Raw genomic sequence first — 13,570 nt, forward strand, 5'->3', positions numbered from 1 at the left:
GTAAGTGCAGGGCTATGCGACGCCGTGAACCGTCGCCGTCATAAATAAGTTATTGAATAGATAGATAATTAGTAACCAAGGGAAGATCTTTATAAGGAATCGGCTCAGTCATTCACTAGAAGAGCTATGCCGTTGTCGCTTTTTGGTGTACAAGCGAAACTCTTCCATAGTGAGCTGTGGCAGTCCACCTATCCGTTGAAAGGCGTTATGCCATTTCAGTTCCTGCTCTTCCGGAGTGCCTTTATACTTAAGAATCATTGCTTCGAGATCAAGACTGGCAGGCCAGTACTCCTTCCTGTTTTGGCTATATCCCCGGTCAATACACCCGGTCTCGCCTGAAACGTCTACCGAAGCAGTACGGCACCTGACAAGTCCCTCGTCTGCTAGGCCTTTCAATGTTCGGGTAAGGTTAGCTATGTCGAACCAACCATACTCAAGGTCCTCAGCGAGAATGCGTTGTACCCTCGCGGCTGAGTGTGGTGGATACAAGTTTTCAAAGCTGTCAATAAATGCGAGGGCCTGGAGGACCCTCGTCTTGTTTTGTGTCATTCTCATGAAACTACCTTCAATGGGCGGCACAGGTGCTGCGTCTTTATTGACAACTAGCGTGCGCCATACCCCTATACTTGTCGAAATGCATTGCTACGCTGCCAACGTTATGGCAGGTTCGTAAGCTACGGGAGGAAACTCCAGATACGATGGGTACCGTTTGAACGGTGCACCAAGTCTGTAGTAGATTTGTGTTTTGTAGAGCTGGCGTGCTTTCTGCACCGCCGCTTCAAGGTTGAATAGCAGGTCGGCACGAGCAACGAATAACTGCTCCTCGGTGCACATGTGGAGGTCCAGCATGGCCTGCCAAGATTTTTCTACCGATGCGTACAGGCTGTCTATATAAGCAAGCCAATTTGAACCGCAGGCTTTCCAGCTGTACTGATCCGGCGCCAGAACGGACGGTATCATGTTCAAGCTCGTCAGGCGCTTCAGTAACCTGTTCCGCACGTAGCCATGATCAATGTCGTTTCCTTGAAGCGCGTCTTGGGCAGATGGAATTACCCCCGGTTTCAACGCCTTGCCTTTACGGTCGAACTCGCCGTGTAACAGCGACTCTAGATCGGGATCGCGTACGCTGGCCGGGGTGTTCCACGGCCGTTCATGGTGCAAGTACTGTAGCGGCGACCACGTAACATTGGAGAAACTGAAGCGGTTACGGGCCGTGCCTTGCGAATTGCGAATCTGGGCAAGATAGAGACCGAGCACTCGCACCACTGACAGCATGAACCGGCAGTTTTCCTTGTGCTTGCCGTCTGGAAGGACATCGGAGAAACGGGCAAGCTCGTCATGAAGCACCCCCAATAGGGAATCTGGCGGACAATTGGGGAGGAGAAAGTCCTTTTTACTGGTACGTCCTCGCTGAATCATGTCCAGAGATTCCAGCTGCTCAAGCTTCAAGGATTGTAGCTCTGCCAGCGTATAGCGGCGCTCCAACGGCTCGTATCGATCCTCCCCCTGATGCTTGAATACGGACCTGGCAAGGCGTAGGCGTGCTGTCCGTTGAGGGATCCTGTCTAACTCTACAAGGTATGCATCAAATTCTTTGCCAAGGAAGTCAGCAATCTTCTGCAAGACCTCGCCCCGTGTCATGTTGTCAGTGATGTTCCACTTGCGTTTACGGTCCGATACGGGAACCGAAGCGCCAGCCCATTGGCTAACTGGCTTGTCACTTTGCTTCTGGTTGAGCGTCGCAACACCGGTAAATAGGTTTTCAGGTGTGGTCAGGCCTATGCTGCCATCGCGGCCTACAAGGGGCTGAACGTGGCAAAGGCTAAACTCGTCCTTGCCATGCCCTTTGTTCACCCAGCCGAATCGCTTCTTGGTGTAGGTGTATTGGGCATCCAAGAGATGGAGAACCTGGGCATCAACACCTCGGAATGTCTGCACCGTTCCAGCCCGAATGGCCTGGTCAATCAACCATCCTCCGAAAGCACTTTCATTCTGTCGTTCTTTGCGGCGCTCGACCATCCTTTGCTTAGCGGTAAGTTTGGGCGCTTTCTTCTGGCGCTCCACTGCCTTGGCACAAGCGGGACTGCACGTCTGTCGTCCGCCTGGTCTACGTTGGAACATGGTGTCGCATTTAACGCATGGGTACTCAGATTGCACGTTCTTGCTTGGTGTTGCTGTGGTCATGCACATCCTCGGAAATTGGGATCGGTTGTTGCGGTAGTGCTTCGGCTAGAAGCAGATTAATCATGTGAGTGGGACTTTCCACGCCACGCCACGACATGATTCGTAGCAGGCGAGACATAGATGTTGCGTTCAGGGTTATTCGCATCGAGTTGTCTCCTTCGATGGCGGAATTGGTAGATTGAATCCAGCGGAGGCCGCGTGGCAGTAGGGCTAGAGCCGGAAATGACGACAAATCCGTACCTACCCTCACCGAAATTTGTTTTTCTAGAGACAGCACGAAACCGACGAACCCAGCGGCCTTGTTGGCTTGGTTGTCGGTCTGGGAGCTTGCTGGTGATAGCCCTGAAGCTCAGGGAGAGTTCACAATACTAAACTTTTTTCATTCGTCAAGCCCCCTTGGAAAACTTTATCCTTTATGAAGCGGGATGCGTTTATCACCGCTTTAGAGAAGGCTTATTGGCTAGGGTATCAGGGCCTTGAGTGCATCTTGGGTGGTACTGTCGTTTTTGCCTTGGAAAGGTCGCGTCGACGCCAGATGGAACTCTCCATCCACAATTGGACTAAATACATCTCCGGTGATGTTTATCGCAAACTCAGAAAGTTGATTGCCAAACTTTCCAATAGCAACCCCGTGAACTGAGCTTGCTCCGGCCGCTTTCAAAAAGGCGGCTGCAACCCCGAAAGAAAGCCCATAAGTCGTGCAATCATCTATGACCACGACGTTTCGCCCCTTAATCTTTCCTTTATAAAAGGGATTAAGATGCAGGGTCATGATTTGGTCAGTTGCGTCATTGCGATCTATGCCCTTCGCAGTTGAACGTTTAACTGATGGGGAGTGTCGAATGAATAGGGGCTCCCCATCCGTTGCGTAACGAACCAAAGATGTCGTAGTTCTAAGTCGACGAGTGAATTCGGTTAGAACCTCAGGTGACTTACTCACATTACTAGAAGAGGGGTAAACTCCCCAAAGCAGATTGGCGGTCTGATCTATGTTACTAAGCAACATGGATCTAGCTATAATAGCCAATAGTGCTGCAAGCCGTGCACCACCTCCTTTGGCAGTTGCTGTCAGCTTTCTAGCGAATTCTTGCTGACTAATATTTTTACCGTATGTAGAAAGATCGACCAAGGCCCGTACAGAATAGTTCGCTCCATGGCCTTCAAACCACCATTGCCCTTGCCAACCAGCCGTCAAATTTACTAAATCTTCCAGCTCCCCAGGAGAGGCTATCAGTAGCCCAAGATCGCGAACTCTTACTTCCCTTGACCATGCAGCAGGCACCAAAACCGCACGGCCGTTCTTAGCCATTGCTATGTCATCGGCTTTAACTGCCAGCACCAATATGTCATGCGGACTTATTTTCTTTAACTTCGCTATCTCGCTGATTATCTTACCGTTCTGGCGTACCGCTATTTCGAAAAACTTAACTCTCTTCTGCTGCCCGAAATGATAGTCAAACCAAGACGGCTTAGCATGATTTGAGATAACAGCCACCAGATTGTCTGCCTGATTGGCAATCCGAATCATAGCCTGAATCAGACCAACGTCAAGCTGACCATTACTCATTAAACCATCGGGTGAGATCGCTAAGATAAGCATCCTTACTTACATCCGTAATCAAATTAAAGAGAGCTGCCCAAAAGCGTCAGGATCGGTCTGCTTAACCGAGCCTTCGCCGCTCAAGTTTGAATTTTTGACCGATTCATTCTCAAGGCTTAAAGGGCTTGAAGAAGTCTTTTCAGCAACAGGAAAGTTCGGCAAAGCCAGCCTATCTTTCAAATAGTCTATTAAATCGCTGGTCCTTACAGGAACCTCATACACTTTTGCGTTATATTCTGCCCATGCATATGCTATCTCAGGCCTGCTAGCCTTAGTGCCAGGCAAACATAAGTTAACTATGGATTTTCCATATTTGAATGCAAATCTAACAGTGTGTGCAGTACCGCTTTTGATATCCCATTGGGTAGGGACTAACACATCACAAAGTGCGGCTTGCAGCCTGTTACGCCGAACGAAATTTTCGGCGCTATACGACTGGCTTGGTAAATACTCAGAAATTATCGTACCTCCCGCCCTCAGGATCTCGGTTCTCATTAGCTCCGAACCCTTTGGATAATCCTGCAGGATGCCTGTTCCAAGTACGGCGATAGTGGGTAATTTATAGCGGATTGATTCCGCATGTGCGGCTTGATCTATGCCCACAGCTAAACCACTCACTGTGGAGCACGGTAAGCCCGCTAACGCGGCTAGAATGTATCTCGTTAAGAATAGACCATCATCACTCGGCTTTCTTGTGCCGACGATGGCAACAGAAGGTGTTTGCAGATTTTCCTGCGAGCCTTGGATAAAGATCCACTCCGGGGCATCGTGAATGCTCCGTAGCTTAGAAGGAAACTCTGGTTCGTCTTTGAAGATGAGGCGAATTCCCTCACCTGTTAGTATTCTTGCTAAAGCCAGTCCGGCACTCCATAGTTCTTCCTGACCGCTATCACCTCGGTATCCAGCGGCGTCGAGATGCTTTTGAATACCTAGTTCACTGGGCGCCCTTAGCACCTCCTTGAAACCGCGGCCTTCAGTTGCAATTTTGCGTAGCGACCAAAAACCTACGCCTTTCACGAGACATAAGCCCAGAAAAGCCACTCGTTCGTTTCGCCAGAAATCCCTCAAATCCATATCCCCGCCTCAGCTTCCACCTCAGCTTCAGCCTTAACCATATGGCTATCCGAAAACCCATCGCGCAGGCTGGCCGGTATGGAGGATGCCCGATGAATCCTTTCCAAGCTACGGCCTCCCGAACCATGACATTTGCAAATGATTGTAACGGGGTAAGGCGAGCACCACCACTTTCGACCCTAGAAGAATCTCACGGTCAAGACGGTATTGGTGTTTTCGCTTACAACCTCCTGTTCAGCGGCCCACCTGGTACGGGGAAAACCCTACTGGCCAGCCGCCTGCCAGGGCTGCTGCCGCCCTTGAGCGAGGCCGAAGCGTTGGAGGTCGCCGCCATCCATTCGGTGGCCAGCCATGTGCCCTTGACCAGTTGGCCGCAGCGGCCGTTTCGTCATCCGCATCATTCTGCGTCGAGCGCGGCCTTGGTCGGTGGTGGCGGGCGCCCGCAACCGGGAGAAATCACGCTTGCCCACCACGGAGTGCTGTTTCTCGACGAACTGCCTGAATTCGACCGCAAGGTGCTGGAAGTGCTGCGCGAGCCGCTGGAATCCGGGGAAATCGTGATTGCCCGCGCCAGGGACAAAATCCGCTTCCCGGCCCGTTTTCAGCTGGTCGCCGCGATGAACCCCTGCCCTTGTGGCTACCTGGGCGACAGCACCGGGCGCTGCCGCTGCAGCACCGAACAGATCGACCGCTACCGCAACAAACTCTCCGGCCCCCTGTTGGACCGTATCGATCTGCATGTAACGGTCGCCCGGGAAACCACCACCCTCAACCCGGCAGGGCCCCGGGGCGACTCCACCCTCACGATAGCTACCCAGGTAGCACGGGCGAGGGAGCTACAACTGGAGCGCCAGGGCTGCCCCAACGCCTTTCTCGACCTGAACGACTTGCGCACCCATTGCCTGTTGGCCAAAGCAGATGAGCTATGGCTGGAACAGGCTTGCGAACGGTTGACCTTATCGCTGCGCGCCGCACACCGCCTGCTGAAAGTGGCCCGAACGTTGGCAGACCTGGACGAGCAGGCGGGCATCGGGCGAGAACACCTGGCCGAAGCGCTGCAATATCGGCCAGCGGCAGGCTGACGTCTGCGAGCCAGCCCCTGCTGCCGCACGCCTCCCCTTTACAACACCACCCGCAAACACTGCCCGGCGTGGTACAGCGAAAACCCCGCTTCGTACAGCCCGGTGCGCAAGCCAGGCACACTGACTGGCCGGCTGCGCGAGAAGGGCATGGGCAGGTCGGCAACGCAGTCGTCGATCACAAAGTCCGCCATGGCTGCGCCCAGCACGGTGCCAGTGGTGTTACCACGGCCGTTGTAGCCGGTCACTGCTATCAGCCCAGGGGCTGGCTCGTACAGCCGCATCAAGTGGTCCGGGGTGAAGTCGATGGCGCCGGTCCAGTGGCACTCCCACTCCACCGTGCCGAGCTCAGGGAAGTAATGCCGCTGGATGCGGTCGGCCCAGCTGCGCACGAACCAGGCGGGCTTGTTGTCCAGCCGGCCCATGCTGCCGAGCAGCAGCCGGCCATCGTCGTCACGGCGAATGCTGCTGAGCACGGTGCGGGTATCCCAGGAGCCTCGGGCACGTGGCAGGATCGCCTCAGCCGCCGGGCCACCAAGGGGTACCGAAGCCACCTGCAGGTAGTAGCCGCGAAAGTAGTCATTCTTGACGCTGTTCCAATCGCCTTCGGTGTAAGCCCCGGTGGCGATCACCACCTTGTCTGCCTCCACGCTGCCATCGGCGGTGGTTACTCGCCAGGCATCGCCCTCGCGTTGCAAGCCGGTGACGGGGGTGTCCTGATACAGAGCACCGCCTAAGCGTTCGACGGCAGCGGCCAGGCCGCGGGTATAGGCCATGGGGTTGATGGTGCCGGCGCGATGGTCCAGCAAGGCCAGCGATACCTTATCCGTGCCGCAGTATTCGCGGCAGCGGGCGCCGGTGAGCAGTTCGATGTTGGCCCCACGCCGGCGCCACTGGTCGTGGCGCGCCTGAAGGTCCGCCTCGCCGTGGGCGTTGTGAGCCATGTGCAACGTGCCTTCATTGTGCGCCTGGCAGTCGATGCCATGCCGCGCAATGATCTCGAACACCCGCGCCGGCGCTTCGCCGAGTACCCGGTTAAGGCGTTCGCCAACGGCGTTGCCGAGCGTGGCTTGAACGTCGTCCGGCCTGATCCAGGTACCGGCATTGACCAAGCCTACATTGCGCCCCGAACCGCCGTGGCCCACCCGATGAGCATCGAGCAACACCACCTGGTAGCCACGCTCTAGCAGGCGAATTGCCGCGCACAAGCCGGTAATCCCGCCACCAATCACGCATACCTGAGTGCGCAACGACGCGCCCAGGCGGCTGGCGGGCGGTGCCGGGGGTAATACACGTTCCCACAAACATTCCTGGCGCAATTGGCGGGGCGGCATCGCAAGTTCTCTGCTAGTGGATGGAAACCCAGGGGTCAGTCGAAGACGATGCCTTGGGCCAACGGCAATTCCCGCGAGTAGTTCACGGTGTTCGTTTGCCGACGCATATACGCACGCCAGGCATCGGAGCCGGACTCACGGCCGCCACCGGTTTCTTTTTCGCCGCCGAATGCCCCACCGATTTCCGCGCCGCTGGTGCCGATGTTGACGTTAGCGATGCCGCAGTCGCTGCCCGCCGCACTCTGGAAGCGCTCGGCTTCGCGCAGGTCGGTGGTGAAAATGCAGGAACTGAGCCCCTGCGGCACGTCGTTGTTCATGGCCAGCGCTTGCTCGAATTCGTCATAGGCCATTACGTAGAGGATGGGCGCAAAGGTTTCATGGCGCACCACGCCCGTTTGCCCTGGCATTTCCACCAAGGCGGGGGAAACGTAGTACGCGTTGGGGTATTGGCCCTGAAGCTGGCGCTCGCCGCCATGCACCTGGCCGCCCTCGTCACGCGCCCGGGCCAGAGCATCCTGCATGCCCTGGAAGGATTGCTGATCGATCAGTGGGCCCACCAGGTTGTTTTCCCGTGGGTCGCCGATGCGCACCTTGGCGTAGGCCGCTTTCACCCGCGCCACCACCTCGTCCTTGATGGAGCGGTGAACGATCAACCGGCGCAAGGTGGTGCAGCGCTGGCCAGCGGTACCTACGGCAGCGAAGAGAATGCCGCGCACGGCCAGGTCCAGGTCGGCGCTTGGGGCCAGGATCATCGCGTTGTTGCCGCCCAGTTCAAGCAGGCTGCGGCCGAAGCGCGCGGCTACACGTGGGCCCACTTCGCGGCCCATGCGGGTGCTGCCGGTTGCGCTCACCAGGGCCACGCGGGGGTCGTCCACCATTGCCTCGCCAGCTTCTCGGTCGCCCAGCAGCAGCTGCGCCAACCCCTCCGGGGCATCGCCGAAGCGCTTGAGCGCCTCATCCAGCAGCGCTTGGGAAGCGAGCGCGGTGAGCGGGGTTTTTTCAGAGGGCTTCCATACCACAGCGTTGCCGCATACCAGCGCCAGCGCGGTGTTCCACGCCCACACCGCCACTGGGAAGTTGAAGGCGCTGATCACCCCGACCACGCCCAACGGGTGCCAGGTTTCGCGCATATGGTGCCCCGGGCGCTCGGAGGCGATGGTCAGGCCATACAACTGGCGCGACAAGCCCACGGCGAAATCGCAGATGTCGATCATCTCCTGCACCTCGCCCAAGCCTTCCTGGGTGATCTTGCCGGCTTCCACCGACACCAGTTCGCCCAACGCAGCCTTGTGCTCGCGCAGCACTTCGGCAAACAGGCGGACCAGCTCGCCCCGACGTGGCGCTGGCACGTTGCGCCAGGCCAGGAATGCTTCCTGGGCGGCACCGATGCGTGCCTGCACGTCGGCCTTGCTTTGCAGCGTTACCGCGCCGATCTGGCTGCCGTCGATGGGGGTATGCACCGGGTGAGTACCGTCGCGATACGCCGCGGCGGGCACGCCCAAGCGTTCTAGCAGGCCGTCGATCATGTGATTTCTCCGAAAAAATAAGCAGCGATAGCTCGATATTCGCCGCGCGCGGCGCTCCACCTCAAGCGATCATTTGGCAGCACATCATTCCGCTTGGGAATGATCGGTAGTAACCCGGCTTTGTTTAAGGGCCCGTGTTCGCCTTCGGGAAAATAAGGAATGAAGCGAGGACTTTTTTTCGCTTGCCTGGGCTACCAGCCCCCCGGTTATATAAGCCTGCCCAACCTAGCCACGGAGCCCTGCCATGCCTACTACCGGATTCGCCAACCCGGACGACATCCGCGCACGCTTCTCCCAAGCGATGTCTGCCATGTACCAGGCGGAGGTTCCGCTCTACGGCGACCTGCTGGAGCTGGTCGCCGAGGTGAATCGCGAAACCCTCGCGGCGCAGCCGGCGTTGGCCGAGGCCTTGCGATCCGGTGGCGAACTGGAGCGCCTCGACGAAGAACGACACGGGGCGATCCGCGTGGGCAGCGCCGAAGAGCTAGCCACCCTCGCCCGCCTGTTCGCGGTCATGGGCATGCAACCGGTCGGTTATTACGACCTGGCATCAGCGGGGGTTCCAGTGCATTCCACGGCCTTCCGCGCGGTGCATGAAGACAGCCTGCGCATCAGCCCTTTCCGCGTATTCACCTCCCTATTGCGGCTCGAACTGATCGATGACCTCGAGCTGCGTGCCCTCGCCGCCGACCTGCTGGCCAAGCGGCAGATCTTCACGGCCCGGGCCTTGGCGCTGATTGAGCGACACGAAACCCAGGGCGGCCTGACCGACAGCGAGGCGCAAGCCTTCGTGACCGAGGCGCTGGAAACCTTCCGCTGGCACCGACAGGCCACGGTCAGCGGCGATCAGTATCGGCAATTACATGGGCAACACCGGCTGATCGCCGACGTGGTGGCGTTCAAGGGCCCGCACATCAATCACCTGACGCCCCGTACCCTGGACATCGACCGAGTGCAGCAACTGATGCCCACCCGCGGCATCGAGCCCAAGGCAGTGATCGAAGGCCCACCGGCGCGGCGTCAGCCCATCCTGCTGCGCCAGACCAGCTTCAAAGCGTTGGAAGAACAGGTGGCGTTTAACGACCCACAGGGGCTGAGCACCGGTTCCCACACCGCCCGCTTCGGCGAGATCGAGCAGCGCGGCGCCGCCCTGACCCCGGCCGGGCGGGCGCTCTACGATCAATTACTGGCCAAGGCGCAGGCCGACCTTGCCGGTGTACCCGCCGAGCGTGACCCGCACAGGTACAGCGCGCTATTACAAGCAGCCTTTGCAAGCTTCCCGGACGACGTCGAGCAACTGCGCGCTCAGGGCTTGGCCTGGTTCCGCTATGCCCCAACGGCGCAGGGCCTGGCGCGCGCTGGCCGGGGGCGCGAGGACTTGGAGAGCTTGTTGGCGCAAGGGGACCTGCGTTGTGAACCGGTGGTGTATGAGGACTTTCTGCCGGTCAGTGCTGCTGGAATCTTTCAATCCAACCTGGGAAGCGAAGCGCGCGGCGACTACGGCAGCCACGCCAACCGCGCCCAGTTCGAACAGGCCCTGGGGCGGCCGGTAGTGGATGAAATGGAGCTGTATGCCCTGACTCAGTTGCGCTCGCTGCAAGCGTGCGAGGCGCAACTGGGAGTCCGGTTGCTGTAAGGGCCGGGCTTTATGGGTTCGCGGCCTTTACTCACCTCTACCCGCGCACGCGGAAGCGGTCCACTTCGCTGGTGAGTTCCGCGGCGAGGTTTTCCAGGTCGCGGGCGGTGATCGCCAGGTTGGAGACCACTTCGCGCTGATCGCTGTTGGCGTGCGCAATGCTTTGCAGGTTGCTGCTCAGCAAGGTAGCGGTTTCGCTCTGCTCTTGGGTAGCGGCGGCAATAGCAGCGAATTGCTGGCCCGCCATACGGCTTTGCTCGTCGATGTGCGACAGTGCATCGGCCACCTTGGCATTGCGCGACAGCCCTTCCTGCATCAGCTGTTTACCTTGCTCCATGGTCTGGACGGCCTGCCCGGTCTGCTGCTGGATGCTGGCGATCATTGTGGAAATTTCGTCCGTGGCCTGGCGGGTGCGCGACGCCAGGCTGCGCACTTCGTCGGCGACCACGGCAAAGCCCCGGCCTTGCTCGCCCGCCCGCGCCGCTTCGATGGCAGCGTTGAGTGCCAGCAGGTTGGTTTGTTCGGCAATGGACGTAATCACGCCGACAATCCCGCCGATCTCTTGAGAACGTTGCCCCAGGGTATCGATCACCTTGGCGGTGTCGTTCAAGGCGCCCGCGATTTGCCCCAGCGAAGACGATGCCTGGTCCATCGAGGTCCGCCCAGTGCGAGTGTGTTCGGCATTCTGCTGGGCGACCCGCTCGGTTTCGCTCATGTTGTCGGCGATGTTCAGCGAGGTGGCGCTGAACTCTTCCACGGCGCCGGCCATGCTGGTGATTTCGCCGCTTTGCTGCTCCATGCCCTCGTAGGCCCCAGCCGATAGCCCAGACAACGCCTGAGCACGGCTGCTTACCTGCTCAGCGGCAGTGCGGATGTGTCTAACCATGGTGGCCAGGGCTTCACCCATATGGTTGAAGCTGCGTGCCAGCTGGGCAATCTCATCGTTGCCAGCAACCGTCAGGCGGGCTTCCAGATCACCCGCGCCCAGCGCTTCGGCTTGGCGTACCAGGTCACCCAGCGGCTTGAGCCGGCGGCGCAGCAAGAGGATGGCAGCGGCGACTGCCAGCAAGGTGGCCAGCAGGCTGCCTAGCACCAGCCGGGTGCCGACGCTCCAAGTGACGGCGCGCAGTTCTTGCAGCGGCATGCTGGCGATCACGCTCCAGGGACCCTGGGCGAAGGGAACGGCCACTGAGTAATACTCGGCGTCGCCATCGCTCCAGAAACGCCCTTTGCGTGGCTCGCCCTGGGCTGCCTTTGCGGCGGCCTCCAGGTTCTTCACGCCAGCGGGCGGCACCAGCCATTGACCTTGGGCATCCAGCAGCGCGAGCGAGCCGCTCTTGCCAATGCGGAACTGAGCGAGGTTAGAGAACTGGGCCTTTTGTGCGTCGGTGTAATCGAAACCGACGAACAGCACGGCGATCACCTTGCCGGCGGCATCGCGCACGGGGGTGTATTGGGTCATGTAGGAACGGCCGAACAGCGCAGCAGCGCCCACGTAGTTCTGCCCGGCCAGCAGGCGCTGGTATGCCGGGTGGGCATGATCGAGCTGGGTGCCGATGGCCCGGGTACCGTCCTGCTTGGTGAGCGAAGTGCTGATGCGCACGAAGTCCTCGCCGCTGCGCACGAATACCGTGGCCACACCGGCGGTCATCTTGCGAAAGTCGTCCACTTCCCGGAAATCGTTATTGAGCACGGCATCGCCCAGCCACAGGCCAGGCGTGGAAGCCCCGGCCACGCTCACCGGCTGCTCTGGGTGAAGGCTCAGGCCGGCGGCGAAGCGGGACTCGAACAGCCCACTCAGGCGCTGGGTGCTTTCGCGCAGGGTGTTATGGAAGGTGTCGAGCTGGTCGGACAGCAGGCGCGCTTCGCTGGCCATGTGCTCCTCGCGGGTGGCGAGGTTGGCCTGGTCCAGCGAGCGCAGGGCGAACGCAGTACTGGCGCTGATCAGCACGATCAGAACGAAGGCCAGGGCAGTGCCGAGCTGCCTGGCGATTAAAGCACGGGGTTGAGTCATTCTCGCTCCTGTTGGAAGTGCCGGATGGCCCGGTCTTGAGGCTTCCAAGGGTGTATTCGGATAGTGTTGGATCCTGCCCGCCGGATCTCTGAAAGGAGTTCGGCGGCGCCTTCGCTTACTTGAGCGTCAGGCGCGGTTTTTCGATCACTTTGCGGTCAGCGCAGCACGGTAACGTCCGGCAAGGGTGTGTTCGCCGCTTCCATGCGAAGGAAATCGCTCAGCCTGTGGATGCGTTCGTTGCCCGGGCGCGTACCTGGCCAAACAAGGTAATAACCCTCGCCGCTGGCCACGGCGGTGGGCCAGGGCAGGCTCAAGCGGGCAGCGGCAACGTCCTCGGCGACCATCAGCAGGTCGCCGATAGACACGCCATAACCGCGAGCGGCGGCAATCATACCCAATTCGAGCGTGTCGAATACCTGGCCGCCGCGAATCGATACTTTTGTCTCCAGCCCCATGCGCCGTAGCCAGGCGCGCCAGTCGCGTCTATCCGGGGTTGGGTGGAGCAGTTCCGCCTGAGCCAGCCGAGCGGCGGTCCAAGGGGCCTGGCCGGCCAGCTCGGGCCCGCCCACGGGAATCAACAGCTCGTCGAACAGCCAGGTCGCTTCCCAGTCGGCCGGGAAGTTACCGTTGCCGATCAGCACCGCGCAGTCAAACGGCTCGAGGTTGAAATCCACTGAATCCACATCCATCCAGGCGCTGGTCAACTGCACCTCGTTGCCGCTCTGCAGGTGACGAAAGCGGCTCAGCCGCGCCAGCAGCCAGCGCATGGTCAAGGTGGAGGGGGCCTTCATGCGCAGAATGCCGTCTTCGCCCAACAAGGTGGCGCAGGCGCGCTCCAGGGACGAAAACCCTTCCCTTACCCCCGGCAACAGCAGCCGGCCGGATTCGCTCAATTGCAGGCTGCGGCCGGAGCGCAAGAACAACCGGCAGGCGAAATGCTCCTCCAGCGTGCGCACATGCCGGCTTACGGCACTTTGAGTGATCGACAGCTCCTCCGCGGCACGGGTGAACGAGCAGTGCCGCGCGGCCGCTTCGAAGGCGCGCAGGGCATAGAGCGGCGGCAAGCGGCGGTTCATGGCGGTTCCTTTCTGAGGTTAAGCATCCATGCATGAGTCAAACTCAT

At 59.3% G+C, this 13,570-nt stretch carries 8 protein-coding genes and 1 pseudogene; 2 read left to right on the plus strand and 7 right to left on the minus strand.

All coding sequences use genetic code 11. The features are described 5' to 3' along the window. Nucleotides 1-642 precede the first annotated feature (642 nt). From OGL93_RS07525 to OGL93_RS07535, 3 genes are all read right to left on the minus strand, one after another. Nucleotides 643-2,184 carry a hypothetical protein gene (locus OGL93_RS07525; RefSeq protein WP_263261889.1) on the minus strand — a complete coding sequence of 514 codons (1,542 nt, stop codon included), beginning with the start codon at nt 2,182-2,184 and terminating at the stop codon, nt 643-645. A 460-nt stretch (nt 2,185-2,644) separates the two neighbouring features. After that, nucleotides 2,645-3,784, minus strand: coding sequence for a hypothetical protein (locus OGL93_RS07530; RefSeq protein WP_263261891.1), 1,140 nt, complete (start codon nt 3,782-3,784; stop codon nt 2,645-2,647). An 18-nt stretch (nt 3,785-3,802) separates the two neighbouring features. Beyond that, the gene (locus OGL93_RS07535; RefSeq protein WP_263261892.1) at nt 3,803-4,858 is read right to left on the minus strand and encodes a DNA-processing protein DprA; all 1,056 of its coding nucleotides are present in this window, start codon (nt 4,856-4,858) and stop codon (nt 3,803-3,805) included. Nucleotides 4,859-5,076: 218 nt separating this feature from the next. On the opposite strand from OGL93_RS07535, the pseudogene OGL93_RS07540 reads away from it, so the two are divergent. Then, a pseudogene (locus tag OGL93_RS07540) lies at nt 5,077-5,940 on the plus strand (YifB family Mg chelatase-like AAA ATPase); the annotation flags it as partial. Between the two features lie 38 nt (nt 5,941-5,978). On the opposite strand, the gene OGL93_RS07545 reads toward OGL93_RS07540, so the two are convergent. Continuing rightward, on the minus strand, nt 5,979-7,271 hold the full coding sequence (locus tag OGL93_RS07545; RefSeq protein ID WP_263261894.1) for an FAD-binding oxidoreductase: 1,293 nt from the start codon (nt 7,269-7,271) through the stop codon (nt 5,979-5,981). 35 nt (nt 7,272-7,306) lie between these two features. Next, the gene (locus OGL93_RS07550; protein ID WP_276583444.1) at nt 7,307-8,797 is read right to left on the minus strand and encodes an aldehyde dehydrogenase family protein; all 1,491 of its coding nucleotides are present in this window, start codon (nt 8,795-8,797) and stop codon (nt 7,307-7,309) included. A gap of 244 nt (nt 8,798-9,041) precedes the next feature. Here OGL93_RS07550 and OGL93_RS07555 point away from each other — a divergent pair, with 244 nt between their 5' ends. Further along, entirely contained in the window at nt 9,042-10,433 is a 1,392-nt protein-coding gene (locus OGL93_RS07555) for a VOC family protein (RefSeq protein WP_263261896.1), read from the plus strand. A gap of 37 nt (nt 10,434-10,470) precedes the next feature. On the opposite strand, the gene OGL93_RS07560 is transcribed toward OGL93_RS07555, so the two are convergent. Continuing rightward, a complete protein-coding gene (locus OGL93_RS07560; protein WP_263261897.1) occupies nt 10,471-12,447 on the minus strand; it encodes a methyl-accepting chemotaxis protein in 1,977 nt (658 codons plus the stop codon). A gap of 155 nt (nt 12,448-12,602) precedes the next feature. Next, nucleotides 12,603-13,523, minus strand: coding sequence for a LysR substrate-binding domain-containing protein (locus tag OGL93_RS07565; RefSeq protein ID WP_263261898.1), 921 nt, complete (start codon nt 13,521-13,523; stop codon nt 12,603-12,605). Nucleotides 13,524-13,570: the final 47 nt, after the last annotated feature.

The sequence above is a fragment of the Pseudomonas sp. RIT-PI-S genome, from assembly GCF_025642975.1.
Classification (GTDB): Bacteria; Pseudomonadota; Gammaproteobacteria; order Pseudomonadales; family Pseudomonadaceae; genus Aquipseudomonas.